Annotated in this window: 26 protein-coding genes and 1 pseudogene; 9 read left to right on the top strand and 18 right to left on the bottom strand. The window is 64.0% G+C overall.

All coding sequences use genetic code 11. The annotated features are described in order from the left end of the window. Window positions 1-3: 3 nt before the first annotated feature. Both AC1DD3_RS13530 and AC1DD3_RS13525 read left to right on the top strand, forming a co-directional pair. On the top strand, window positions 4-1,479 hold the full coding sequence (locus AC1DD3_RS13530; RefSeq protein WP_476881877.1) for an aldehyde dehydrogenase family protein: 1,476 nt from the start codon (window positions 4-6) through the stop codon (window positions 1,477-1,479). Window positions 1,480-1,645: 166 nt separating this feature from the next. Further along, window positions 1,646-2,344 (top strand): maleylpyruvate isomerase family mycothiol-dependent enzyme, encoded by a 699-nt coding sequence (locus AC1DD3_RS13525; protein ID WP_476881876.1) that lies wholly within the window; start codon window positions 1,646-1,648, stop codon window positions 2,342-2,344. Between the two features lie 75 nt (window positions 2,345-2,419). Here AC1DD3_RS13525 and AC1DD3_RS13520 read toward each other — a convergent pair whose 3' ends face one another. The 6 genes from AC1DD3_RS13520 to AC1DD3_RS13495 form a co-directional block, all read right to left on the bottom strand. Beyond that, window positions 2,420-2,560 (bottom strand): ketopantoate reductase C-terminal domain-containing protein, encoded by a 141-nt coding sequence (locus AC1DD3_RS13520; protein ID WP_476881875.1) that lies wholly within the window; start codon window positions 2,558-2,560, stop codon window positions 2,420-2,422. A 49-nt stretch (window positions 2,561-2,609) separates the two neighbouring features. Further along, the gene (locus AC1DD3_RS13515; RefSeq protein ID WP_476881874.1) at window positions 2,610-2,822 is read right to left on the bottom strand and encodes a ketopantoate reductase family protein; all 213 of its coding nucleotides are present in this window, start codon (window positions 2,820-2,822) and stop codon (window positions 2,610-2,612) included. A 537-nt stretch (window positions 2,823-3,359) separates the two neighbouring features. Then, window positions 3,360-3,983, bottom strand: coding sequence for an isocitrate/isopropylmalate family dehydrogenase (locus tag AC1DD3_RS13510; protein ID WP_476881873.1), 624 nt, complete (start codon window positions 3,981-3,983; stop codon window positions 3,360-3,362). A gap of 34 nt (window positions 3,984-4,017) precedes the next feature. After that, on the bottom strand, window positions 4,018-4,962 hold the full coding sequence (locus tag AC1DD3_RS13505) for a phosphoglycerate dehydrogenase (RefSeq protein WP_476881872.1): 945 nt from the start codon (window positions 4,960-4,962) through the stop codon (window positions 4,018-4,020). A 116-nt stretch (window positions 4,963-5,078) separates the two neighbouring features. Then, complete coding sequence (locus AC1DD3_RS13500; protein WP_476881871.1) at window positions 5,079-6,452, bottom strand: cation:dicarboxylate symporter family transporter; 1,374 nt, start codon at window positions 6,450-6,452, stop codon at window positions 5,079-5,081. A gap of 92 nt (window positions 6,453-6,544) precedes the next feature. Further along, window positions 6,545-7,711: a mandelate racemase/muconate lactonizing enzyme family protein gene (locus AC1DD3_RS13495; RefSeq protein ID WP_476881870.1), complete on the bottom strand. Its 1,167-nt coding sequence runs from the start codon at window positions 7,709-7,711 to the stop codon at window positions 6,545-6,547. A 236-nt stretch (window positions 7,712-7,947) separates the two neighbouring features. Between AC1DD3_RS13495 and AC1DD3_RS13490 the strand changes: the two genes are divergently transcribed. Further along, entirely contained in the window at window positions 7,948-8,649 is a 702-nt protein-coding gene (locus tag AC1DD3_RS13490; RefSeq protein ID WP_230121460.1) for a GntR family transcriptional regulator, read from the top strand. Window positions 8,650-9,275: 626 nt separating this feature from the next. Here AC1DD3_RS13490 and AC1DD3_RS13485 read toward each other — a convergent pair. The 3 genes from AC1DD3_RS13485 to AC1DD3_RS13475 form a co-directional block, all read right to left on the bottom strand. Beyond that, window positions 9,276-9,878: a TetR/AcrR family transcriptional regulator gene (locus AC1DD3_RS13485; RefSeq protein ID WP_230121461.1), complete on the bottom strand. Its 603-nt coding sequence runs from the start codon at window positions 9,876-9,878 to the stop codon at window positions 9,276-9,278. Between the two features lie 557 nt (window positions 9,879-10,435). Further along, window positions 10,436-11,302: an alpha/beta fold hydrolase gene (locus AC1DD3_RS13480; protein WP_476881869.1), complete on the bottom strand. Its 867-nt coding sequence runs from the start codon at window positions 11,300-11,302 to the stop codon at window positions 10,436-10,438. A gap of 48 nt (window positions 11,303-11,350) precedes the next feature. Beyond that, window positions 11,351-12,349 (bottom strand): NADP-dependent oxidoreductase, encoded by a 999-nt coding sequence (locus tag AC1DD3_RS13475; protein ID WP_476881868.1) that lies wholly within the window; start codon window positions 12,347-12,349, stop codon window positions 11,351-11,353. Window positions 12,350-13,264: 915 nt separating this feature from the next. On the opposite strand from AC1DD3_RS13475, the gene AC1DD3_RS13470 reads away from it, so the two are divergent. The 4 genes from AC1DD3_RS13470 to AC1DD3_RS13455 are packed head-to-tail and all read left to right on the top strand — an operon-like array spanning window position 13,265 to window position 16,378. Continuing rightward, window positions 13,265-14,023: a prolipoprotein diacylglyceryl transferase gene (locus AC1DD3_RS13470; RefSeq protein ID WP_476881867.1), complete on the top strand. Its 759-nt coding sequence runs from the start codon at window positions 13,265-13,267 to the stop codon at window positions 14,021-14,023. After that, on the top strand, window positions 14,020-14,382 hold the full coding sequence (locus AC1DD3_RS13465) for a hypothetical protein (protein WP_476881866.1): 363 nt from the start codon (window positions 14,020-14,022) through the stop codon (window positions 14,380-14,382). The genes AC1DD3_RS13470 and AC1DD3_RS13465 overlap by 4 nt, the downstream gene beginning before the upstream one ends. Further along, window positions 14,379-15,983 (top strand): radical SAM protein, encoded by a 1,605-nt coding sequence (locus tag AC1DD3_RS13460; RefSeq protein ID WP_476881865.1) that lies wholly within the window; start codon window positions 14,379-14,381, stop codon window positions 15,981-15,983. The genes AC1DD3_RS13465 and AC1DD3_RS13460 overlap by 4 nt, the downstream gene beginning before the upstream one ends. Before the next feature lie 20 nt (window positions 15,984-16,003). Beyond that, window positions 16,004-16,378, top strand: a complete 375-nt coding sequence (locus AC1DD3_RS13455) for a hypothetical protein (RefSeq protein ID WP_476881864.1) — start codon at window positions 16,004-16,006, stop codon at window positions 16,376-16,378. A gap of 597 nt (window positions 16,379-16,975) precedes the next feature. Here AC1DD3_RS13455 and AC1DD3_RS13450 read toward each other — a convergent pair. The 4 genes and pseudogenes from AC1DD3_RS13450 to AC1DD3_RS13435 form a co-directional block, all read right to left on the bottom strand. Then, window positions 16,976-17,742: pseudogene (locus AC1DD3_RS13450) on the bottom strand (SCO1664 family protein). Further along, window positions 17,742-18,296: a DUF3090 domain-containing protein gene (locus AC1DD3_RS13445; protein WP_476881863.1), complete on the bottom strand. Its 555-nt coding sequence runs from the start codon at window positions 18,294-18,296 to the stop codon at window positions 17,742-17,744. Before AC1DD3_RS13445 ends, AC1DD3_RS13450 begins: the two are co-directional and overlap by 1 nt. A 24-nt stretch (window positions 18,297-18,320) precedes the next feature. Next, complete coding sequence (locus AC1DD3_RS13440; RefSeq protein WP_476881862.1) at window positions 18,321-19,013, bottom strand: histidine phosphatase family protein; 693 nt, start codon at window positions 19,011-19,013, stop codon at window positions 18,321-18,323. Window positions 19,014-20,135: 1,122 nt separating this feature from the next. Next, complete coding sequence (locus AC1DD3_RS13435; protein ID WP_476881861.1) at window positions 20,136-20,399, bottom strand: hypothetical protein; 264 nt, start codon at window positions 20,397-20,399, stop codon at window positions 20,136-20,138. A 501-nt stretch (window positions 20,400-20,900) separates the two neighbouring features. On the opposite strand from AC1DD3_RS13435, the gene AC1DD3_RS13430 reads away from it, so the two are divergent. Continuing rightward, window positions 20,901-21,800: an LssY C-terminal domain-containing protein gene (locus AC1DD3_RS13430; RefSeq protein WP_476881860.1), complete on the top strand. Its 900-nt coding sequence runs from the start codon at window positions 20,901-20,903 to the stop codon at window positions 21,798-21,800. Here AC1DD3_RS13430 and AC1DD3_RS13425 read toward each other — a convergent pair. The 5 genes from AC1DD3_RS13425 to AC1DD3_RS13405 form a co-directional block, all read right to left on the bottom strand. Continuing rightward, on the bottom strand, window positions 21,751-21,996 hold the full coding sequence (locus AC1DD3_RS13425; RefSeq protein ID WP_476881859.1) for a CDGSH iron-sulfur domain-containing protein: 246 nt from the start codon (window positions 21,994-21,996) through the stop codon (window positions 21,751-21,753). The two genes, AC1DD3_RS13430 and AC1DD3_RS13425, sit on opposite strands and share 50 nt — an antisense overlap. Then, window positions 21,993-23,033: a glycosyltransferase family 2 protein gene (locus AC1DD3_RS13420; RefSeq protein ID WP_476881858.1), complete on the bottom strand. Its 1,041-nt coding sequence runs from the start codon at window positions 23,031-23,033 to the stop codon at window positions 21,993-21,995. The genes AC1DD3_RS13425 and AC1DD3_RS13420 overlap by 4 nt, the downstream gene beginning before the upstream one ends. Next, on the bottom strand, window positions 23,030-24,085 hold the full coding sequence (locus AC1DD3_RS13415) for an iron-containing redox enzyme family protein (protein WP_476881857.1): 1,056 nt from the start codon (window positions 24,083-24,085) through the stop codon (window positions 23,030-23,032). The genes AC1DD3_RS13420 and AC1DD3_RS13415 overlap by 4 nt, the downstream gene beginning before the upstream one ends. 221 nt (window positions 24,086-24,306) lie before the next feature. Next, the gene (locus AC1DD3_RS13410) at window positions 24,307-24,687 is read right to left on the bottom strand and encodes a LuxR family transcriptional regulator (protein WP_230121379.1); all 381 of its coding nucleotides are present in this window, start codon (window positions 24,685-24,687) and stop codon (window positions 24,307-24,309) included. 178 nt (window positions 24,688-24,865) lie between these two features. Continuing rightward, window positions 24,866-25,021 carry a hypothetical protein gene (locus AC1DD3_RS13405; protein WP_476881856.1) on the bottom strand — a complete coding sequence of 52 codons (156 nt, stop codon included), beginning with the start codon at window positions 25,019-25,021 and terminating at the stop codon, window positions 24,866-24,868. Here AC1DD3_RS13405 and AC1DD3_RS13400 point away from each other — a divergent pair. Beyond that, on the top strand, window positions 25,020-25,214 hold a 195-nt coding region (locus tag AC1DD3_RS13400), incomplete at its 3' end, for a hypothetical protein (protein ID WP_476881855.1). The two genes, AC1DD3_RS13405 and AC1DD3_RS13400, sit on opposite strands and share 2 nt — an antisense overlap.

Genomic DNA, 25,214 nt, shown 5'->3' with positions numbered 1-25,214 from the left:
ACCATGACAACGACCACCTTGGAAATCACGGCGACTTTTGCCGGCCTGCCCGTCACCCAGCAGTTCATCGGCGGGACGTGGCGTGAGGGCAGGTCCGAGACGACTTTGACAGTCACCAACCCCTTCGACGACTCGGTGCTGGCTTCCATCCGCCAAGCCAACAAGCAGGACCTGGACGAGGCGTATAGGGCTGCCGAAGCGGCGCAAAAGGAGTGGGCCGCCCAGCCTCCTGCCGCCCGCCGCCAGGTAATTCTCCGGGCAGCGCAGATCCTGGAGGAGCGTCGCGAGGAAATTGTGGACTGGCTCATCAAAGAGTCCGGCTCCACCATGGGCAAGGCCCAGGTTGAGGTGTCCCTGGCCGCCGGTATTACCTCGGAGGCGTCGTCTTTCCCCACCCGCGTCCACGGTCGCATCGTCGAGTCCAATACGCCCGGCAAAGAGTTGCGGGTCTACCGGCGCCCCATCGGCGTGGTCGGCGTCATCAGCCCGTGGAATTTTCCGCTTCACCTGTCCGAGCGTTCAGTGGCACCGGCCCTCGCCTTGGGCAACGCAGTGGTTATCAAACCGGCCAGTGATACACCAGTTACGGGCGGGCTGATCCTCGCGAGGGTATTCGAGGAAGCGGGGTTGCCGCCGGGAGTGCTGAACGTGGTGGTGGGCGCCGGATCCGAAATCGGCGATGACTTTGTCACCCATCCCGTCCCTGGCTTGATTTCGTTCACGGGGTCGACGCCGATCGGGCAGAATGTTGGCAAGCTTGCCGCCGGTGGTAATCACCTCAAGCACGTTGCCTTGGAACTCGGCGGTAACGCGCCCCTGGTGGTCCTGGCGGATGCCAATCTGGATGCTGCAGTGGAAGCTGCCGTGTTGGGCAAGTTCCTGCATCAGGGACAGATCTGCATGGTGGTCAACCGGATCATTGTTGAGGCCCCGCTCTACGATGAATTTGTGGAGCGTTTCACCGCGGCGGCCTCTGGAGTGCCATTCGGCGACCCCGCTTCAGCGCAGACCCTGGTGGGTCCGGTGGTTAACGACAGCCAGCTTGAAGGGCTGAAAACGAAAATCGCAACAGCCAAGGCTGAGGGCGCCCGCGCTGTCCTTGAAGGCGAAATCACAGGCCGGGTCGTGCCGCCGCACGTGTTCGCCGACGTCCGTCCCGACATGGAGATTGCCCGCGAGGAGATCTTTGGACCGTTGGTGGGCATCATCAAGGCCAACAACGAAGCCCACGCACTGGAATTGGCCAATGCCACAGAGTTCGGACTTTCCAGTTCCGTGTTCTCCCAGGACCTCGATCGCGGCGTGCAATTCGGCCTGGGCATCAAGGCCGGCATGACGCATATCAATGAGATGCCCGTCCATGACGAATCGCACGTCCCTTTCGGTGGCGAGGGCAACTCCGGGTTGGGCCGGTTCAACGGAGACTGGGCTATTGCTGAATTCACCACCGACCACACGGTTGGAGTCAGGCGACTCTAATGCCGGGTGCCCCGCCGATGCACGGATAAGCGTGCATTGACGGGGCACTTCCGTTTCCATCGTGCCGCTTACAGCCATCACAAACGGTATGGATCGGTACGATTTCAATATGAATCATTGGCCCGGATTGCCAGCCGGCGTCCGGGCCAATGGATAAGGTGAATTTATGATCAATCCCGCACGCCTGCACTCGGACCTGTCCCGCCTGGGCCGGGAGACCGATATGTTCATGGCCACCGTAGAGTCGCTGTCCGACGTCGAAATGGCCACCCCATCCTTGTGCGCGGGTTGGACCCGGGCGGATGTCATCGCCCACATCGCTTCGAACGGCCAGGCCTTAGTCAAGCTCATCGACTGGGCAACGTCCGGCGAAGAGCAGCAACTGTATGCCTCGCAGGAGGCTCGCGCCCGGGAGATAGCCGAGCTGGCCGCCCTGCCGCGCCGGGAACTGCTGGGCAAACTCCGCCAGTCCTCCGCCTATTTCGCCGCAGAGGCCCTCCGGCTCGGCGGGGAGATCGCCGCGGAGGAAGTGCACTTGCACGGTAAGCAGATTCCTGCGACGTCCATTGTGGCGTTGCGGATCGCCGAGATCGTGGTGCACCACCACGACCTCGACACCGCATGGACCATAGAGGAAGCGGACCCGGACTCTGTGCTCAACGCCCTGGAAGCCGCCGTGCGCACCATGCGCGCCAAGGGGGCGCCGGGGATGACGCTCGTGACGGAGGAACGCGACGAGTGGGTGATCGGCGACGGTGCCCTGCGCGTTATGTCCGACCGCGAGGGATTGCTCGAATGGCTGGCCCGCGGTGTGACCGACAATGTCGAGGCTGACGGCCCGCTGCCCATACTGCCGTCCTGGTAAGACCCGTATCCTGCGGGCCCGTCTTCAGCTCGTTTCCGGTTGGGTTCAACCGCCGACAGCGGTCCGAAGATTCTGCTACCGGATCGGCGCGGCCGCGAGTGGGGTCAGTGGGTCGAGCACGGGAACAGAAACGCCTGAATGCTCGCCAAGACGAACAATTGCCCCGCCAATGAAGTCAGCCTCCGTGCGGCGCCGCGCCTCCCGATCCTGGAGCATTGAGGCCTTGTGCTCACCGGCGTACGCGTAGGCATTTTCCAGGGCCGCATCAACTCGCCGCAGATAGGTTGACGCTTTGGGTTTGTGCCACGGCAATTGTCTCGTCGACGACGCGGGCCACGAGTTCGCGGGCCGGGGCGCTTGCTCCAAATTGGCCTACTGTTTGTCCGGTCACGGCGCTTAGGGTGTTCAGGGCGGCGTTGAAGGCAAGCCACTCCCAGTTGGGTTCCTGGATGGCTTCTTCGGCGGAGGCATTGCTCATCCTCCGCCCACCTATGTCTGCCGACGCACGCGAGCAAACCGGCCGAATCACACGCAAAGACCTCGTGATCTGCCGCTCGTAATGCCCAACGGTGGCCAATACGACGGCGGGACCTCCCGCCATCGTCCGTTTGAGCTGCACCGAACAGCCGTCGCCTATTGGGCTCTGGCCCACGCCGCTTCAAGCGCATCATGCCGTCCAGGTATGCTAACCCGCGGACTTTGGTCTTAGACAGCATTCGCGGGCCAACGCGACACTGGGAGGATACTCGCGATTGAAAGGTATCCCGTGTCCGTATCAGTGGAAACATCTCCAGGCCCTGCCAGCATTCCCGGGGACGTCAGCGTCCCCGTCCGGCAGCAGCACCTAGCGCAGCGCACCCTCGCCGCGCGCCCCTCGGAAGTCCGCAAAGTGTTCAGGGCCGCCCAGCGGCCGGGCATGATCTCGTTCGCTAATGGTGCACCTTACCTCGGTGCCCTCCCGTTCGACCGGATCGCTGCAGACGCCCAGCGGATCCTGCTCGAAAGCGGGGAACGCTCATTCCAGTACGGTGCCAGCGACGGCATCCCCAAGCTGTGTGCCCACATTTCCGAATTGATGAAGCTCGAGGGCATCAAGGCCGGCCCGGACCAGGTCGAAGGCGTATTTGAGGATCCGGTCCACGCCGGTGCGGGTCATGACGGTTTCCTGGATGACGGTTTCGCGGTCGGTGCCTTCGAAGATCTTCCCGCCGATGCTGGAGTACTCGCCCTCGGTGTTTTCGCGTACGACGTAGAAGTCGACATCACCCGGGACGCTGCCGGTCAGGGGGCTGGGCACGCCGGGTAGGAGTTTGACCGGGCGGAGGCTGACGTACTGGTCGAAGTGGCGGCGGAACTGCAGGAGGCTGCCCCACAGTGAGACGTGGTCGGGGACGACGTCGGGCCACCCGACGGCGCCGAAAAAGATGGAGTCGAACTGGTTCAGTTCCTCGAACCATCCGTCGGGCAGCATTTTCCCGTGCCGGGTGTAGTAGTCAGCCGAGGCGTAGTCGAAGTGCTCGTAGGTGAGGTTCAGGTCGAAGGCTGAGGCTGCGGCGTCCAGGACGCGCAGCCCTTCGGGCACGACTTCGGTGCCGATTCCGTCGCCGGGAATGACTGCGATGCGGTGGGGTTTCGACATCAGGATCCTTCTTCGTCGTTGGCGGTACTCGGGGCTAGCGGTCGACGGGGTGTGCCGGTTCGCGGTTTTCGAGGACGTCGATGACGGCGTGCGCGGCTGCCAGCCCCGCCCGTGTCCGTGCCTCGATCGTTTGTCCGGCGAGGTGGGAGGTGATGAGCACGTTGTCCAGGCCCCGGAGGGGGCTGTCGCCGGGCAGGGGTTCGCTCTCGAGCACGTCCAGCGCGGCGCCGGCGAGGGTGCCGTCGGAAAGTGCCTTGGCCAGGGCCCCTTCATCCACGAGTGAGCCGCGGGCGGTGTTGATGAGGACGGCGGTGGGTTTCATCGCTTGCAGCCGGGGCCCATCGATGAGTTTGCCGGTGCTCTGGCCTGCGCGGGTGTGCAGGGAGAGGTAGTCTGCGTCGCGGAGGACGGTGTCGAGGTCCGTGAACTGGACAGCGGTGTTGTCGCGGTCCGGGTGGGCTGTGCTGACCAGGACGGTCATGCCGAGGGCGACACCCAGGTTTGCCGTGGCTCGTCCGCCGGGGCCGTAGCCGATGATGCCCAGGGTGGAACCGCGCAGTTCATGGCCGGCTTCCCGGGGCCAGTGCCCTTGGCGGACGGCGGTGGTGACCTCCAGGAGGCGGCGTGCGGCCATGATGATCAGTCCGATGGTCAGTTCGGCGACCGAGTGGTGGTTTGTTCCGGGGGCGTTGCAGACCCTGATCCCGTGTGCGGCCGCGGCCTGGATGTCGATGGAGTCGTACCCCACTCCGCTGCGCGCGATGACTTGAAGGGAGGCGGCACCGGTGAGCATGTCGGCGGTGACCGGTTCGCTGGCGAGGATCGCGCCGGAGATGCCCTCGAACAACGAGCGGCGTTCCTCCAGGGTCCGCGGCCCCCGGGATGGCGAGTAGACCGGTTCCAGCCCGCGTTCGCGCAGGAGCTGGTCAACGGCATCTCCCGGGTGGAGGTAGTCGGTGGTGATCAGAATGCGAGCCATGGTGCGGTACGTTCCTAATTTGATGGCTGGGGATGCGTTGTGAAAGCGGCCGTTGGCCTACGGTTCACGCGGGCAGGGCCGCCGCGGAGTGCACGGCGGCCCTGAGGGGTGCTGTGTTAGTGGACCTCGATCTTTTCCGCTTCAATTGCGGTCGGTGCGTTTGACTCGATGGCGTTCTTTTTCTGGCCTGAGGCGTGGAGGGCTTTGCGGGCTTGTTCGGGGTCGAAGTCCTTTTCCCATTTGCCGACGACGACTGCTGCCATTGCGTTTCCGAGGACGTTGATGAACACGCGGCCTTCGTTCAGGAGCCGGTCGATGCCGACGATGAGGGCGAGGGCGGCCAGCGGGATGCCGCCGACGGAGCTGAGTGTGCTGGCCAGGACGATGAAAGCGCCGCCGGCGATACCCGCGGTGCCTTTGCTGGTGAGCATCATGACGCCGACCATGACCAGCTGCTGTTCCCAGGAGAGGTCCATGCCGACGGCCTGGGCCAGGAACACCGAGGCCATGGTCAGGTAGACGGCGGATCCGTCCAGGTTGAAGGAGAATCCGGACGGGATCACGATGCCGACGGTGGATTTGCCGACGCCCATGTTTTCGAGCTTCTTGATCAGCTGGGGGAGGACCGCTTCGCTGGAGCAGGTGCTGAGGGCGATCAGCAGTTCGGCCTTGAGGTAGCGCATCACTGTAAAGATGTTCAGTCCGCAGGCCCGGGCGATGGTGCCCAGGACCACGACGACGTAGACGATGCAGGTTGCGGTGAACAGCAGGACAAGGTATCCGAGTTGCTGCAGGCTCTGGGTGCCGTAGTTGGCCACCACGGCCGCAAGTGCCCCGAACGTGCCGATGGGGGCAAGGCGCATGACCCAGCTGACGATCTTGAAGATGACGGTGGACAGGGCCTGGATGCCCTTGGTGAGGAAGGCGCCGGATTCTCCGGAGACGTTCAGGGCGGCACCGAACACGATGGAGACCATGAGCGCGGCGATGATGGTGTGGCCGGTCAGGGCCCCGAACAGGGAATCCGGGATGATGTTGCTGACGAATTCGAGGCCGTCGAAGCCTTTGCTGGCGGCCTCCGGCACCTTGCTGGCGTCCAGTTTGGACGGATCGATGTTCATGCCTGTGCCGGGGTGGAACACATTGGCGACGACCAGGCCGATCAGCATCGACACCAGTGACAGGGCGATGAAGTAGCCCAATGCCTTAACGCCGATGCGGCCTGCTTTGCGCAGGCTGTCCATCGAGGCGATGCCCAGGGACACGACGCAGAACACCACAGGGATGACGATCATCTTCACCAGCGCGATGAACCAGTCGCTGAGCGGGGTGAGCTGTTTACCGACGGACGGCAGAAGCAGCCCGACGGCGACGCCCAGGACGGCGCCCAGGACAACTTGGAACCAGAGTTCGCGGATCAGCCGGCCGAACCGGGATCGCTGCTTGGGCGGTGCGGAATGTAGCGGGTACTGCATGGTGTGGGACGACATCTTGGGTGCTCCTTTGCACGACAGACAGAGAAAAATGGGGAGGTGCAGTCCCGGGCAGTGACCCTGCCCGGGACCGGGCACTACCAGAGGGGTTAGTTGTGCAGTGCGCGCAGGACCTTGTAGAACTCGGCCTTGCCTTCAAGCCCGACGCCGGGCAGATCGCCCGGGGCCACGCGGCTGTTGACGATGACAGCGTCGTCAGTGAAGCCGCCGGTGGGCTGGAACTCGCCCGGGTAGGACTCGTTTCCGCCGAGCTTGAGTGCTGCGGCGATGTGCAGGGAGAACTGGTGTCCGCCGTGGGGGATGCAGCGGCGTGAGGACCAGCCGTGCTGGGCCAGCATGTCCTGGATCCGGCGGTATTCGGTCAGGCCGTAGCTCAGGGCCGGGTCGACCTGGATGAAGTCGCGGTCCGGGCGCATCCCGCCGTAGCGGACCAGGTTCCGTGCGTCCTGGAGGGAAAACAGGTTCTCTCCGGTTGCGATCGGGTTTTTGTAGTGCTCGGAAAGGGTGGCGTTCAGGGCGTAGTCCAGCGGGTCGCCGACTTCCTCGTACCAGAACAGCCCGTACTGGTCGATGGCCTTGCCGTACGCCAGTGCCGTCTCGAGGTCGAACTTGCCGTTGACGTCCACCATCAGGCGGGAAGCGTCGCCGTCGAGGACCTCGATCACGGCTTCGATGCGGCGCAGGTCTTCGGCGAGGTCGGCGCCGCCGATCTTCATTTTGACCACGTTGTACCCCTTGGCGAGGAAGCCGCGCATTTCGTTCTGCAGGTCTTCGAGGCTCTTGCCGGGGGCGTAGTAGCCGCCGGCGGCGTAGACGAAGACGTCCTTGTCCGGGTTGCCATCACCGTAGTGATCCGAGATCCACCGGTACAGCGGGACGCCGGCGATCTTCGCTGCGAGGTCGTGCAGTGCCATGTCGGCGACGCCGACGGCGACCGAGCGTTCGCCGTGGCCGCCGGGCTTCTCGTTGGACATCATCAGGTCCCACGCCTTCTCCGGGGAGAGCTGGCCGTCCTCATCGAGAAGATCCTCGGAAGGGGCATCCATGATGCGAGGCAGAATGCGGTCTTTCAGGATTCCCGTGGCGTTGTAGCGGCCGTTGGAGTTGAAACCATAGCCCACCAGAGGCTTTCCGTCGACGAACACATCGGAGACGAGCGCGATGATCGTGCAGTCCATCTTGGTGAAGTCAATGAAGGCGTTCCGGATCGAGGAACTGATGGGGATGGTGCCTACGTGGGCGGAAACGATTTTCATCTTTGAACTCTCTCCTGACTGAGTATCTTATTTCTTATAAGACTTGATCTAAAGCTGGGCCTGGTAGTGATGGGAGCATAAGCCCTCGGAACAAATATCTTATAAGACCTTGGGCTCAAGACTAGCCCGGGGTGACGCGGAGCACAAGCCTTTCGTGAATCTTCTTATAAGATGTTTCCAACGCTCTACACTGAGAGCAGCGGGGGCGCACCTCGGTAAGAGATTCGGAGCAGCAGATGGGCACCACGAACGTCTTTTCCAGTAAGGGCAGTCTGGCGTACAGCGAACTCCGCCAGCTGATCCTCTCCGGTGGCCTTGCCCCTGGCTCGCGCATCTCCCAGTACGAACTGGCGGAGAACATGCAAATGAGCATCACCCCCCTGCGTGAAGCGATCCGCCGACTCGCGAGCGAGAGCCTGATCATCATGGACACCCACCGCGACTCCCGTGTGGCCGACATGAGCGCCTCCGAAGCGCGCGAACTCCTTGAAGTCCGTCTCTCACTTGAACCATCAGCAACTGAATTGGCAGCCTCCCGCCGCACGGACGCAGATATCGCGGCAATGCGCACAGCGGCCGAGAAGCTCCTGCCGGTCACCCGGGTGTGGGGCGAGGACGCGATAACAGTGCACCGGGAATTCCACCGGGCCGTCTACGCCGCCTCGCACAACGACGTAATGATCAAGCTCCTGGATGACCTGTGGGACAAATCCGACCGCTACCGCCGCATCGGCCTCGAGCTCCCCTCCGGGGATGAGCCCCGCACCATCGACCTGGACCAGCACCATCAGATACTCGAGCTCATCATTGCCGGGGACGGCGCCGGCGCGGCCGAGCTCGCACGCACCCATATCGCCAACAGCCTCACAGCCTCGGTGACCGGAGCTTTGGAGCAACGCGAAAGCGTACAGTCGCCAGCCATGGAGAAAACCGCCTAGTATCCGCCGATTTCCCTCCGATCGTCAAGAACCGGTAGCTGTCGGCGGCGCTTGTCCCGCACCGGTTATAAGGCAGAGCCTCGGCCTGGCGGGAAGCCGGAGACCTCATTCCGGCACGCAGCGTGGAGGAATGGCAGGAGATCAAGCCACTGAACCTCCGCGAACTGTTAAAGGCCCAACTGACCCGAACCCTGGGCCGGCCCTGTGTATTCAAGGGTGTGGGAATGGCTTGGCAGGACCTGGTCACGGTAACAGTGGTGTATGAACAACACACCAGCGATGAAACTGCAGGGTAAGCGGTCTGAGCTTCATCGGTTGTTGGCTGGTAACTTCTGCGATCTGACCAGAACAAGGGGAAACATCTCCTTGCTGCGCTGGGCTCTCCCTTTGGCAAATCCAACGCCGATAACGGACCTTCGCCACCCTGCCCAAACTCTGGCATTACTTGTGCACCGTGATGCCGAGTCGGGACAGCTTCCTTTATATTGTTGCCCGGCTCAGTCCGAGTTCGGTTCCGCCGCCCCTACAGTGGTAGCCGGGCGGCACAGGGATCGGATTATTCAGCGTACAAAGTGCACGGGGCGTGCCCTGGACATTGGACCTTGTCGAAGTTCTTGCCGGAGGCGTCAGCGGCGCACGAGCAGGCTGATCTGGGTCCTGATGTCCTGCACGATCGCCTCGGCACTCAAGGCAGCGTTCACGCTTGCTGCCATGCTGACAAACATGATCGCCGAGACAATGCGTGCCGTCGTTGCGGCATCACCGGCACCGGCGAGCTCCTCCCTGCCCAGGACTGCAGCGATGGCCTCCTCGGTCTGCGCGACGATGGAGAGGGCCTCGCTGTGGTGTGGCTCCGTCGGGTCGCCGAAGACCATCTCCCGCAGGTAGGTGCGCCCGTTGTCTACCTGGGTTCGGTTGCACTCAACGATCGGCCGCACAATGGCCGTCACTGCATCCAGCACATCCGGGATGGCTTGAGCATGAGTCCCGCCCCGCTCGAGCGCTTCGGCGTAGTGGGCGTTCTGTACGAGCAGGAGCAGTTCTCCTTTGGTTTTGGCGTAGAGGAACAGGGTTCCGGTGCCGATGTCGGCCTTATCGGCGATTTGCTGGGTTGTGACCTCCTCGACCCCGTGCTCCGCGAACAGCTCGCTGGCTGCGGCAGTGATGCGATCGAGCTTCTGCTGCTTGTTCCGCTCGCGCCGTCCGAGCGGCTGGGACGCGACAGGCATTGAGGGTTCCTCCGGATGTAAACTGACTGGACTCAGTAATGAGTATAACGATCCCGGGAAGCCCGAGTCCCTCCCACGGCGTCTCTACTCTTCGTAGTGGGGGAGGGCCTGGCCCTGCCTGACATAGGTGAGGGCGGCGTCGACGTCGTAGGCGTGGATCGCGGAGGCCAGCGGCGTCAGCTGGCGGGAAAGCATCTCAACCGGAAGGCGTCGCGGGCCGCTCTGTCGGCGAACCCCAGGGGGAGAGCGGCGGATTGGAAGGTGACTTCCGCGATGCCGTCGATCTTCCGGTCATCCGGGATAGCGGTCTCCGCCCCGGTGGTGGCGGGCCGCAGGCTGGGTTGTGTTCGGCTAGGTGGATCTGCCGGTATTCCGACAGGCCTGGGGTGGCGGCGATGATGCCGGAGTGCGGGCCCTTCCAGCAGTCCATGCCGGTTTGGCGGGACTGGTCGGTGCGCACCCACAGCAGGATCGAGGAAGTGAAGTGTCTTATCACATGCGGTTGCGTGGTTGACGGTGAGGTGCCCATTGGTGCCTTCTGGTCGCGAGCGTGAAGGTCAGGGGGCGAGGAATTCGACGGCGGCAGGGGCGAAGTTGGCGTGGTACTGGAAGATGCCGCCGTGGCCGGAGTCGGGGTAGATGATCAGCTGGGATTCCTTGATGCGCCGGTGCAGGTCCTCTGAGAGAACGGATGGCACCATGCGGTCGTTGTCGCCGTTGGCGATGAGGGTGAGGTGCGTGAGCGTGGACAGGTCCGACGGGGCGGAGCGGCCGAACTTCTGGATTGCCTTCAGCTGCGTCTGGAATGCACGGGTGCTGATCGGCTTGTCACGGTCGACGGTGCGCTCCTGAAGACGCTTGATGAACGCTTTCGCGGCGGGTTTGCCGGTGGTGTTGCGGTTGAAGAACAGGAATTCCTTGGGGTCCGACCGTGTCAGCGTTGCGCGGAGTATGTCCCAGTAGGTGGTGCCGACGACCTTGTCGATGTCTTTGCCTCCCCGCGGGCCGGTTCCGGTCAGCACGAGCTTGTGGACGAGGTCGGGATGCTTGAGGGCCAGGTCCTGGGCGATCATGCCTCCCAGTGAGAAGGAGAAGACGTCGATTTTGTCGAACCCGAGGGCCTGGATGAAGGTGTAGGCGTCTCCGGCCATTGCCTCGATACTGTCGGGAACCCGTCCGGTTGAGGCGCCGACACCGGGCTGGTCGAAGGTGATGACGTGGCGGTTCTTCGCAATGGGGTCGATGATGCGGGGATCCCAGTTATCCATTGTGGCAGCGAGGTGCACGAGGAACACGACGGGGATGCCGCCCTTTGGCCCCAGCTCGCGGTAGGCGTAGGTGGCACCTCCGGCTGTGATGGCGTTGGCAGGTGCTTTCGCGTACGAGGTGACGACGAATTCCTTCGGGGTGTCGGTGTTGCCCATGACGGTTGTTCTCCTGGATGGTCTGCGGGATGAATGGCTGGCGGCGGGTCAGTCGGTGACCGTGAGTACTGCTTTGCCGCGGATGCCGCCCGCGGCCAGGGACTGCAGCGCTTGTGGGGCCTGGTCGAAGGTGAAGACCTTCCCTACGATGGGGTGCAGCACGCCGTCGTCGACCAGGGCGCTGATCTGGCGCAGTTGGTCGCCGCTGGCACGCATGAAGAGGAACTCATAGCTGACGCCGAGCTTCCTCGCCTGCCGCCGAATCTTGCTACTGAGCCCGGTGATCGCCAGACGCAGCACAGGACTCAGGCCGGCTTTGCGGGCGAACGCCGGATCAGGCGGGCCGGAGATCCCAATCGCTTTGCCACCGGGCCTGAGGATGCGCAGTGACTTCTGCAGGTTTTCCCCGCCGAGGCTGTCCAGCACCAGGTCGTATCCGCTGAGGAGCTGCTCAAAGTCCTGGGTGCGGTAGTCGATCACGATGTCCGCCCCGAGGTCCCGCAGGAAGCCGGCGTTGGAGCTGCTCGCGGTGGTTGCAACGGTCGCGCCGAGGTGCTTGGCGAGCTGGATGGCGATCGAGCCGACCCCGCCGGCGCCGGCGTGAATGAGAACCTTGTGCCCGGGGCGCACGTTGCCCTGCTCGACGAGGGCCTGCCATGCGGTAAGCGCCACAAGCGGCAGCGAGCCGGCTTCCTCCATGCTGGCCGATGCGGGCTTCAGTGCGAGGTCTTCCTCGGCGACGGCGATGCGCTCGGCGAACGTGCCGATGCGGTCCTTGTCGGGGCGGCCGTAGACCTCATCACCGGGCTTGAACCCGCGCACCTTTTCCCCGACCTGGAGGACGGTGCCGGCTACGTCGTTGCCGAGGATCAGCTGGAGCTTGTAGGGGAGGATCTGCTTGAACTCACCCAGCCGGATCTTCTCGTCCAACTGGTTCAGGCCGGCTGCTTGAACCTGCACGAGCACGTCGCGTTCGCCGACGGTCGGCTCAGCGACCTCCGCTTCGCGCAGCGGCTCCCTGTACTTGGTGACGACAAACGCTCGCATGCCGTGATGTCCCTTCTATGACGGGTGTTGGTTAGTAGTTGCTGCCGGTGATGCAGGCAATCTCTCGGGGGCGCCATCCGGTCGCGCCGGGCACGTTGTCCTAGCGGCGGCACCAAATGGACCATACTCAATTCTGATTCACCTCAATTATGACTTTACTCAGATATTTGTCAAGGGGAAGTGTCCCAGCCGACGCTGCATGCCAATGCCACGGGGAACCCTCTCGTAGCACGGGAAGGGCTGGAGTTCCTCGAGTTCCTCGGGTCTGTGGTTCTGGTCCTCTCGGCGGGTGATTGAAGCGGCTGGCGCCCCAGGCTTGGAAGTTCCTGCACGGGCACACAGGTTGGGGCGCATCGCTATGGCCCTCGTAAGCTGCGGGCGTGCCGGGCACCCGCCTCTCGAGACGATAGCCCGCTGGTTGCGAGTACGAGTGAGCCGCGAAGCGCGCGCGTTCTGCGCGTTCGAAGCGGGGTAATCGTGGTCCTCCCTTGTTCGCAGCCGCCCATGCCAGTTCGCTGATCCGGGGTTCGGAAGCACCGTGGTCATGGACTTGAGTAACGATTGGCACGCTGTCCCAGCCAGCCCAAGTGGTCGGTACTGAGTGTCCGAAATAGTTATGCACGAGGCGCGGGATACACCCGCCAAATAGTGACCTCGGCTTCCCACCGAGCGGGGAAGGGCAGGCTGGAGTGCGGCGTTTGCTCGTCCTGTCCCAGCCCAAGGCAAAGATGCCATTGGTGCACAATCCCGTGCCCTAACTTCAAGAACTAGGGCTCCGCTAGCACGTTCACCCTGTACCCGTCTCTCAGCGGTTCATCTCTGAAGCCGCGTGGCGGCTCCACGTCCATATGCAATTCCCGTGAACGTCCAAATATAAGACCGGAGGTCAGCAATGCTCACTGCTACACTCTGCTCATGATCGGGCTTCCCTTCGCGGGAGACGGGCTGGTGCACGCCGGCCTGTTAGGGCTGGGAATCCTCGCAGCCCTGCTGTTCTACGCCTTTGAGAAGCGCCGGCGCGGCCTGTCCGACCCACGGTTGTGGCCCATTGCCGGTTTCGCTATCGCCTTCGGGGCCATCGGCTCAAGGGTCCTCACATGGGATGTTTCCCGGCAGGTCTCCTTGGCGGACTGGTGGGGCAACGGCGACCGCAGCATCCTCGCGGGCCTTGTGGGCGCGTGGCTGGGCGTCCATCTGGGTAAACGGCTGACAGGTTACCGCGAATCCACCGGTGATTTGCTTGCGCCCGCGGTCGCATTGGCGCTGGTCATCGGGCGGGTGGGCTGCCTCCTTACGGAACTGCCCGGCACCCCTACCGGGGGTGCATGGGGGATAACGCTCACGCCCGGCCAGGCTGCGATGCTGGGCGGACCGCCCGGGGTAGGACTCCACCCGTCCTTTGCCTATGAAATCGTGTTCCATGCGGCCGCATTCGCGCTCATGTGGCGTTATCGGGACCGTTTGCCTGGTCCTGGCGACCTCTTCATCTGCTACGTCACTTCCTACGCCTTCTTCCGGTTCGGAGTCGAATTCGTCCGCGGCAACGAGATGCTCTGGCTAGGGATGAGCCGGCCCCAATGGTTCCTCCTGGTGATTCTTCCCCTGCTGTTCTGGCGGATGCTGCGGGTCTTCGGTAAACCACTCCGCCCCAAGTTGGAAGGAAAAGTGGCATGAGCGAGGACAACCCCGACGTTCCCCGGAACCCGCCCCCACCGCCCCAGCAAGAGGAGCCGCCCTCTGAACCAAGACGCGGCTCCATGGGGTTCGGGATCCTGTTGGGGGCTCCTGCCCTTTATGCCCTTTACTTCGGGACAACAAGGGGTATCGCTCCGGATGAAGGGTACAAGACGTTCCTCGCTGGGCCTGCAGCGTTCATACCTATCGCTGCGTATCTGGCGGTAGCCGTTGTGCTGGCGGTCCGGCCACGCACCTCCCGGTTAGGTGCGGGGCTGCTTATTGGCCTGGGGATCTTCACCCTCCTCGGCGGTGGGATCTGCGTCGGAAGCCTCGCGCAGATGAGAGGCCTGAGATGAATCCGTCCTCGTTCTCTTCCCGGCTGGCGCTGCCCGGCCCCGGCCAGCCGCTGCGCGGGGACCGCATCCACCGGTACGTCACAGCCTTCTGTCCCGCCTGCCACGAGACAAACCCCCCGCTCGCGCAGGTGCGGCGCCTCTCCGGCGCGCTGCTGATCCGCGACGACCGGGTCTGGCTCGAACGCGGCTGCCCGGACCACGGACTCGTCAGCACGTTGTACGACGAGTCTCCGGAAATTCTGCGCTACCTGGAGAAGTGGCAGGCGCCGACTAAGCAACACATCCCGGACCAGGCCGGCAATTACCGCCAGGTACCGGAGGCTTACGCCTACGGGCTGCCCGCCATGCAGACGCAGCACACGTGTATCCTCCTGCAGGACATCATCGAGCACTGCAACCTGCGCTGCCCCACCTGCTTCACTGCCTCCGGCCCCCAGCTGCAGGGAGTGGCGCCGCTCAGCGAGGTGCTGGCGAATATCGACACCCGGCTTTCCCGCGAAAACGGGCGGCTGGACGTGCTGATGCTCTCCGGCGGCGAGCCGACGCTTTATCCCCATCTGGGCGAACTTCTGGATGAGCTCGTCGCTCGGCCGATCGTCCGGATCATGGTGAACAGCAACGGCATCCTGATAGCGACCGACGACGAACTGCTCGCACTGCTGGCCAGGCACCGGGACCGCGTAGAGGTGTACCTCCAATACGACGGCCCGTCCAAAGGAGCATCCATCCACCACCGAGGGGGAGACCTGACCCGCTTCAAGGACATGGCCATCGCGCGCCTGTCCGAGGCAGGTGTTTTCACCACCCTGACGATGACAGCGACACTGGGCGTCAACGACGGTGAGGTGGGCGCCGTCGTCATGAGGGCTTTGGAAACCCCGTTCGTGGGCGGGGTTGCGCTTCAGCCGGTGTTCGGTTCCGGCCGGGGGCACGGCATCGACCCCCTGGACAGACTCACCCATACGGGGGTACTCGATAGGCTCGCGGAGCAGACCGGAGGGGTGGTCTCATGGCACGACCTGACAGCACTCCCGTGCTCACATCCGCACTGCGCGTCTGTGGGCTACATGCTGAAGGACGACTCAGGGGTCTGGCGTTCGCTGACAGCCCTCATCGGGCACGATCAACTGCTCGCCTGGCTGGAACTCAATCCTGACAGCATCGCCAACCGCATCGCCGACAGCGCGATCCCGCTCGAACTGCGCAACCTGATGAAGTCCTCCCTGCTGGACCTGCTGAGCGAGCAGTCCTCGCTGTCCCACCCGCGGACAATGGATCTTTGGAAGAACATCTGCACCCAGTGCGACCTCGGCATCGGCACGCTCACCACACTGGCTGCCGGCAAGCTTCCAGGGCAGCAACAGCGGCTGCGTCGACTCCTCGCCGAACGGGTCACCCGCATCATGGTCAAGCCCTTCATGGACATCTCGACCATGATCGAGGAACGGCTTACGCAATGCTGCGTCCACGTGGGCACAAAGAGCGACACCGGCGACCACCAGTGCGCTCCCTTCTGCGCTGTCCAGGCGTGGCCGGCCTTGGCAAGGCAACGTATAAGCACAGCAACAGGCCGGGAGCTTCTCCCAGTCCGCCAGATCTGAGTCAGCGATAGGGAGAAATGATGAGTTCAGCTTCTGATGCCCGGCGTATTGCAGCCGGACCATTGCCGTCGCAGCTCGTGCGCTCCAAGCACGCAGTCCGGCACGGACACAGCCCTGACCCTGAAACGGATCCGCAGTCCCCGCCGCCCGTCGATCCGCTGCGGCTCTGCATCTTCGCGACCGTTGCCCTGCTCGGCTGGTCAGCCGGTCCGGTGGCAGTGGCCGTGTTCGCTGCAGTCGGATTCGCAGGCTATTGGAAAGCGCGACGGAGGGGCCTGACGAAGTCGAACTGTTACCTCCGCGATACGAGGCTGGTCTTGGCCTACCTGGGCGTCCTGTTGGCGGCTGGGTTGTGGGGGATATATTCGCTGGCAGTTCAACTTTTCGGCTCGTAGACGCCTCAGGATGTTGGCAGCCGCCTCTTGCCTGTCCGGTGGGCGTCCCAACGATATGCGTACTGGGAGCAAGGCCCATCGAGAGGAATACACAGTGCAGCAGCCACCGGAGACCGGGGTATCCAGGTTCTCCCATCCCGGCTCCGCTTGTAGACGCTCGGCGATTGACTTAAGCCCTGCGATGATCTGCTCGCTCTTCCACGATGCCCAGAGAAAGAAGGCAGTGACTAGGGCGACAGCACCTGCCAGCACAGCGAGCCATAATTTCGGCTCCTGCTCATTCCCACCCTGCTGTCCACGGCATGCCTTCAGTTTCAATCCCGGATCTTGTCCTCACGATAGCTGCTGACCCACTCCTGTAGCCAGTCGGTGCTCCAGGTCGGGGTGGCGACCAAGAGAACTTCCGGAGTCCTTGGTCATCGCGCCCGCCCAGATGCATTTCTGAAGCGTCCTGTGTACTGTGCGGCTGTTGATTTCGAGCTGTCCGGCTCGCTGTGCCAACAATTCTCCGGTCTCAGGGATGATGAGCTCCGTCGCTACCTTTAGATCCATGCCATCAACGTGACACAGCCTGCGAAGCCCGTAGCCGTCGTTCCCTTAGAACAGCGGCCAGGGCACCGCCGACATCTCACCGCTCGGAGCCGGAAACCTCCCTGCCAAGCGCAACCGGGCGCAGCGCGCGGCGAGCGTTGCAATTTCTTCGGCGCTGAGCAAGTGCGCCAGGTTTCGGCCCAGCCCACCGTGCAGTCCTTCGCTGACACGATCGATGCCGTCGCGTTCCTCGGCGGTCAGAGCGTCGCCCAGCCATCCCCACAGCACCGTGCGCAGCTTGTGGTCACGGTGAAAGGTGAGCCCATGGTCCACGCCGTGCCGGTGTCCGTCCGTCATGGCAAGAATGTGGTCGCCTTTGCGGTCGGCGTTGTTGACGACCATGTCGAACACCGCCATGCGTCTGAGCGCTGGCGAGTCTTCGTGAACGAGGGCGACCATCCGTCCGTTCTCATCTCGTCCCTCGAGAACGTGCTTCCAGCCCGTCTCCGGCACGTGGTCCGCCGCGACCAGGTTCACGGCGCATTGGGCGGGGTCTTGCTCCTGCCAGAGCTGCACCATTCCTTCGCCCATCGGACCATCGCGCAGCCAGGTGTGCGGCACGACGTCCCAGCTAAGGCCTGCGAGACCAGGTAGGCGGCCACCTCCCGGTGAGCCAGGGTGCCGTGGGGAAAATCCCACAGCGGACTTTCGCCTGCTATCGGCTTGTAGACGACCACCACGTCGCCGATGCTGCCCAAAAATGTAGCGTTTGAAGCCGTCGTGATCCGGCCGGTGAGCGTCAGCTCGGCGGTCACTAGGTCCGGCGCTGGCATCAGACCTCGGGAAGTGTGCAGATGTGCCCGTCGGCGTCTATGGGGTAACCGCAGAGCGAGCACGTCGGACGCCCCGCGACCACGATCTCACGGGTGCGCTTGGCAAATGCGCGGGCGGTGCCGACGGGCATTCGCACCACCAGCATTTCGGGCTCGTTAGCGCCGTCCTCATCAAGCGATGTGTCGTTGTCATCAGCATCGACATCGGCGATGGGGTAGGCCTCTATTACGACCTGGGCCGTGGTTGGGTCCCAACCTAAGCTCATGGCGCCGGTGCGAAACTGCTCCTGAACGGCCTCGAGCTGGTCGTTGTCGACAAGTTCAATGGGAGTACTCGTGGGAACGCTGAAGGGGTTGCCGTCGACCGTGATGAGCTGGTCGAGAATTTCGTCGATCTTCTCCGCGAGCAGAGCCGACTGCTGCTTCTCCAGGGCAATACTCACGATCTGCGTCCCTGCGCGTACCTGAAGGTAGAACGTGCGCGCCCCCGGGAGGCCAATCGTGCCGACGACGACCCGATCGGGCCAGGCAAACTCGTGAACACGTGTAGGCATGTCAGTATTTTAGGCACATGAGGTTCATGGTGCCTTTTGCCCTGCACCGCCGCCCACCGGCGCGTCGCCGGAGTGGGTGCCGTTCGACAGCCACGACAGATCACCCGCATCGGTGTTGGTCGCGTAGACGCTCGGCCGACTAGCGCCGTAGCGCACGATCGATACGGAGGCGGGGCCCACGTTAATACGCTGGAACAGGTCAAGGTGCATGCCGAGCGCGTCGGCGAGGATTGACTTGATGATGTCACCGTGACTTACCGCCACCCACACGGCCCCTGGCCCGTACTCGGCTTCGAAGGCTGCATCGTGGCGTCGAATCGCTGCCACCGACCGAGCCTGCATCGCGGCCATGGATTCACCGCGGGGAAAGACGACGGCGGACGGTTGCGACTGCACAACCGGCCACAAATCCTCGGTCGCGAGATCACTGAGCGTGCGGCCCTGCCACTGGCCGTAATCGCACTCGGTGAGATCGGGATCGACCGGCGCGCACGGCGTGCCAGCCTGGCGATCGAGGATAAGCTGGGCGGTCTGCTGACAACGCTCAAGCGGGCTCGACACCACCCCGACCACGGGCACGGCCGCGAGCCGGTCTCCGGTCAGAGCCGCCTGGTCGCGCCCGATCTCGTCCAGGCTGACGCCGACGGCCCGGCCGGCCAGCAGCCCAGTGGCATTGGCTGTGGTGCGGCCGTGCCGCACGAGAATAACTGTCGCCATCCCCCAAGCCTAACCACCCGCTCGATGGCGGTGTGAACCGTACCGGGTCGCGCGTCGAACAGACAGATAAAGCACTGGCGGAACACTTCAAGCACGCCGACGGGCTCAAACCCGCCCAGACGGACTCGGCACGCATTGACCAGCTAATGGACGACGCAGCAAAACCGGAAACCGGCGGCCAGAACCCCGGCCGAAGTCGACCCCCGCATGGAGGACGTCCTGTGCCCGCTCCGCGTCGGATCCAGAAGTTCCCGCCATCTCAGAGCGGGTCGTGTGCCATCGGTTGTGATGGACCACACCTACCCCGCGCTGTGCGCCCAGAACCAGGGCACGGCACTCTTTGTAAAAGCCCCGGCTTTTGTGGAGACGTTTTTAGTTGGAAATTGAGAGCAGCCCCTGGGCAGGGTGGCCCGCGTGGAGCTGCTCGTATTCGACTGGCGGGATATGGCCAATCTCGCCGTGGAGACATCGGTGGTTGACCCACTCTACGTATTCGGCCACTAGTGGCTGAGCGTGCCGTGCGGCGTGCCCGGGAGTCGGCAACGGGCGGGGGCGGGACTTGGTCGCAGCCGCGGTTGAACTTCTCCAGCAGGATCAAGTGTTTCTAGGCAAAGAAGCGCCGCACCCTGTCGATGCGGGGTGCGGCTGTTTGGGGGCGAGAATAGGGCTGTGGACAGTGTCCACACTTTGGGTCACGGACTGGGCCGTACCGGTGCTGGACTGGCCCGGATTCCGTATGTTTGATGCAGGGGCGGGACGGGCGGCGGTTGCCTGCCCGTCCCGCTGTGCAATAGGCGGAGGGGAAGAACCAGTGGCCCTGGCGTTCCGGCCGGTTGGCTACGACCGGGAAGCTGCCGGTGCAGCCCCGCCGTTCAAGGGCGGCGGCGTAGATCCCCTTTCGGGCGGAGAACCAGCCGGCGATCAGGAGGGGAATGACAATCAGTAGCGACGCCAGGACCCATCGTTCGGAAGGAGACGGGCATTACCCAAGGTGCGCTCACCGGTTGCGTCCCTGCGATGTTCAGCCCTCGCGCCTTCATCTGGCGTCCGTCGGCGATGACGATCATGCCCCGCCTTGGCGTTGCTCCGCACGTTTCCTGGGAACGTGGTTCCGGTGTCGCCTCAGATGACATTCGGTGCGCTGGCCAGAATGTAGTTGCGCGCGGCGGGACCTGTCATGGCTAGGGCGTTGTTCGAGGAACTGATGCCGTGCCGGTCCTTAAGCGCTTTGAAGAGCGCTCTCGCGGTTGCAGTGTGGGCATCAGTCATCAGGCACCAACTGGTGTAGAGGCCGTACAGTGCGTCCGGCCCAAGCCCTGCTCCTGCTTCCCGGTCGACGGCGATGGCTTCGGAGAGGAACCGGTCGAAGTGCGAAGGGGAGGTCATTTGCGCTCTTTTCAGTAGTTACATCGGTCCCGGTTTCACGTCAGCTGCCACGCGCTTCGGCAGTGTCAGATCGGGCCAGTGACATGAGTTGTTCGGAGCAGATTCCGACGCGGATGGGAAAAGGCGCCGAGGGCGGCAATGTTTGGTGGCTACATTCCGTCAACGGCTTGTCTGCTGAGGATCTCGTATGAGGCACGTGGCTGCCGTATCGGGGACCTCCCCCTGAAAAGGAGCCGGATACGTGAAAGTGACGGGCGGATCGACGTGCTCGACTCCCGCCGCGGGCTTCGTGGATCCTAGATGGAGCGCCAGTTCCGGCTGGCGGCGGCCGGCGTTACGTCGGCTTGAAGGGCAGAGCCGTCACCGGTGAATCAGTCGCCACATGGAGTCTTTTCTCGCCTATTCTGGGTTTTTCGTCTGAGGCGGTCTGATGGTGGACAATTTCGTGCGAGGGATGACCTTGGGCTGTGGGGCGATCGCCATGGAAAGGACTGCGCTGTGATGTCAGGTGGGGATTCCCGGGCTGTTCCGGCTGAACCGAACCATGCCCGGGCTGACAGCCGTCGGGAGCGCAGGCAGAGCCGCTGGGCCACTGTCCTGGCTGTGGCGCAGCGATTGTTCTACGTGGCGGTTACGGGGGCGGTGGGGTGGGCGGTCTACTACTTCCTACTGGCACGCCTGACGCGCGGGCCCGAGCAGGTGTGGGTGTTCCTGCCTGTCTGGCTGGTCTTGGCGTACGCCCTCTTGCCGCGCGTCCACAGGATCCTAAGCAGCCTATACATTCCGGACTACTTCATCGGCCGCGCACGGACCGGCGACGGCGTGCTCGGGGATCCCATCAACCTCGCCGTCATCGGCCCGGCAGGGGAGTTGCGGCAGGCGATGATCACGGCGGGATGGGTCGAGGCCGACCCCCTGACTGTCTCGACTGCCTGGCGAACCCTTGAATCAACGGTGGTCGGGCGCAGCTATGCGGCCGCGCCGGTCAGTTCGCTCTACGTGTTCGGAAAGAAGCAGGACATCGCTTTTCAGCGTGAGATCGACGGTAACCCCCGTAAACGGCATCACATCCGGTTTTGGAGATGCCCCTACGACTGGATGCTGCCCGGAGGCATAGGAGTGGACTGGGTGGGTGCGGGCACCTACGACAGAAGTGTCGGTCTGTCCCTCTTCACCTTCCAGATCACGCACAAAATTGCTGACCGCACCGACGAAGAGCGCGATTTCATCATTGAGACCCTCCGGGCGGCCAACGCGGTCGAATCGGTGCATGTCATCAGGAACTTCTCGACCGGATATCACCACCGAAACGGGGGCGGTGACTCCATCCGCACCGACGGCCACCTTCCGATCATTGATCTGAATCCCCCGGAGCGGCTGGGGACTCGGTCCGGAACTTGATCATCTTGTGGGTGCCGTCGCAATAGGGCTTGATCGCGGACGCCCCGCACCGGCACAGGGCCACAGTTCGCCGTTGCCGCGGCGCTGGTTCCCCTGAAGGGGTGACGATGTCGAAGTCGCCCCGGACGAGGATGGGGCCGTCGGGGCAGAGGACGATCGAGCCGTTGCCGGGAAACTGCTGCTGGTCCTGATTCATGTGTACTCCCGTTGGGGTTGGGCAAGAAATGAAGGGTCGGGTGAGAATGCGAGGCGGATCTTGCCGCCGTGCCTGACCTGCAACTCCGTGACGGAATGCGCGGCTGTCTTGAGCCGGGTCCCGGCGTAAGGAACGCCTCCTCCGAGCCGCAGTGCCAGCGCGATCCAGCTGCAGACGGCGCGTTCGGCAACCCACAGCGGGGCGAACAGGACGGTCCGGGCCGGAAAGACGCACTGGCCCCGGTGCCGTCTGCGCCCGACTTCCGCCAGAGCCACGGCAGCCACGGCAGATCCCAGGATAGCGGGGACAGCCAGGCGCGGCGGCTGGACAAGCACGGCAGCCAGTAGAGGCACCAAAGCTAGCTCCGCACAGAGCCGGCGAGGCTGGGCGAAGCCGTCGTAAGCGTGCCGGATCCGCTGTTCCAGGAAGTGCCGGGACGCCGGAGGCCGGCGGGCAATGAACAGTGCAGGCATCCGCTTTTCCACTCCGCCTGCGGCAGTGACGGTCCGGATCAGCTCAAGGTTTTCGAAGAGGACGGCATTGTATCCGCCGGTAGCAACCAGCGCGTCACGCCGGACGGCCAGCGTCCCTGGAAAGTCGTCGGCGAAGGCACGGTTAATCAGCGTCCGGGCGGTATCCCAGCACGCGTGCCAGGGCAGGGGGCTGAAAAAGTTCTGCGGCCGCACGACGTGGGCATGATCCAGACCACCGAGTACGGACGTGAGCCCCTCATAGGTGTAGCGGACGTCGTCGTCGGCGATCACGAGTCTCTCCGCGCAGCTGAGGCGCACGGCTGTCAGTACGGCCGTGACTTTGCCGTTGCCGCCTGCGCCTGGCGCCGGCCGGATATGGCGGACGGCTACCGGGAACCGCGCCTGGTGGCAGTCGTAGAGATCCGCCGCTGATCCGTCGACGACGGTTACCCGGATCCACGAGCATAGTTGCTCCAGATAAGGCACCAGCTCGTCCAGCCCGGAATCCTCCGCCCAGCGCAGTGGAAGGATGTACTCGGCCCGCAGGGGTTCGGGGAGCGTCACAGGCCGGCCGGGACAGCGGCTCGCAGGGAGGACCTGCCGTTGTCCCAAGCGTCCATGATCAGGGAGGAGAGCCGGGCGTCGATCGCAAGAACGGCTGTGGCGCCGAAGAGCACGTCCCCGAGGAGGCCCGGTTCTGCCTCCACCAGGCCGCCGGCGAGGTCCCGTCCGGCGATTTGCTCGTGCACCGCATCCGCTTCCACGTGCTCGTCGAAGTACCAGGTCACGTCTGGGCCGAATCCGTGGCGCCGGAACCCCTGACCGTAGAGCTGGTTGGGCCGGGAGGACGTCATTTCGTAGATCGCCAGATGCCCGGCGATGGCTCCGCGGAGTCTGCGGTTCAGACCGAACAGGGACATCACGTTCACCGAGGCCAGGGAGATCGCCGGAACGGCGTCCACGTAGCCGCCATATTGGTCGTTAAGGCCCAGTCCCCGCATGGTCCGGCCAAACAGGGCACTGTGCATCCGGTCCGGGCGGCCGCCACCGTATTCGTCAGCCTGGATCTCCACCAGCGCGGCCTTGGCCCGCCCGCTCAGGCGGGGAATGGCCCAAGTGTGCGGGTCGGCTTCCTTCAGCTGATACACCGACTTGTGGATCAGGAACTCGCGGAGTTGTTCAAGGTCCGCCCTTTTGGCCACATGGCGGGACACGCTTGGCCCGCCGCCCTGGGCGGCGAGTTCGAACAGGACGGCGGCGACATCATCGCTGCTCATTGTTTCCGCCGGGGGCAGGCTGGTGTGTTCGGCGTGCTGGTGCGCTGCGGAGCGCAAGGCATTTTCGAACCGTACCTCGAGCAGATGGCGGACCCGGATCAGGTCGGGGTTCCATTCCCAGCGGTCATCCACGCCGTCCAGGCCCGTGTAGTGCAGCTCGTAGAGGCAGAACAGGGCCAACTGGAGGTCCTCGTCTTCGATGATGTCCCCGACGAGGGGCAACTGCACCGTGACCAGCTGGTGCAAGTGCGCCTGTGCTGACGGGTCGGCCCCGGGATGGCCGGAAAGGAGGCTGAGCAGCCCGGCGGTGACGGGTCCGCGCGGTTCGGGGATCTTCATTGTGCTCCTATGGTGCCCTCAACCGTTGCGGCTGCGGACGTTGAAGGGGGGTGGGGGCAGGTCGGCCGAGGTTCGAAGGCCGGCGTCGCGGGTGAGCAGCACGGCCAAGGCGATCATGCCAACGGTCAAAAGAGGGTGCAGCCAGTTGTCGGCGCTGGTGACCGGGACGTAGTTCGCCGGGCTGTCATGTCTGAAGACGAGGCCGGGCGAAACGGGGGACCTCAGACGACGGTCTTGCCGCGCCGGCGCCGCCACCAGATGAAGGCCGCGAAGAGGGTGACCAAAGCGATTCCACCGATCACGTAGGGCGCGAGATTCGTTCTGGTGGCCTCTGATTCGGCCGGCTCACCGGTGCCCGGGTTTACCGGGTTTCCCGACGGCGTCGCAGAGGGCGACGATTGCCCGCTGGGCGCAGGCGTCCCGGCCGCGTCCGGAGCGCCGGTGGTCTCCGTCTGGACCCGCACCGCAGGCATGGTCCGGGCATCAACTGTCGAACTGGACGCAGCCGCTTCGGAGGGAGCCGCCAGCGAAGGTGCGGCGAGGTCAACTGCGCCTCCGGCGAGGAACAGTCCGATGGCGACTGCGGTAAACATCCTGGGCATGAGTCCTCCTGGTGGGTTCCGGCGACCGGGGTCAGCATCGTGCCCCAGTGAATATAGTAAGCATGATTAGCATTAAGTGCTAAGCGACCTCAAGTCGCTCCTGCATGCGGTCTAAGGGCGGCCTGAGAGAAGGTTTTGCGCAGGTGCAGCGGCGCCGGGCTCCGGTGGACGTGGCTGCTCAGCTGTTGCCTGGATGGACGAGGCTGTCGGGGTCCTCCCGGCTCGCCGGCGCATCGGCGAGTCCCTGCGGTGACAGGTCGAGGTCTTCAACTCGGGTCCATTCCCGGCCGGCTGCCGCCGGGGGATCCGGGGGTGGTGTGATGTGGTTCGTCATGAATGTTCGTCTCTGGTTCGGCAAGGGCTGGGCCGGGCTGGCGTCGCTGGGGTCCGGGTGGCTGGGGTTAGTGCGGTATTTCCATTTGGAAGCCGCACCGGCACCGCAGTACCCGGGTCCGGAGGTAGGCCCCGAGGAAGTCTGCTGGCCGCGGCTGGGTGGAGAGTGGTGTGTGGGAATTTCTCAGGTCCGG

It is taken from the genome of Arthrobacter sp. 05T444 (assembly GCF_056395905.1).
The sequence above is the reverse complement of the archived record's forward strand: the minus strand, read 5'-3'. Positions and strand labels throughout refer to the sequence as shown.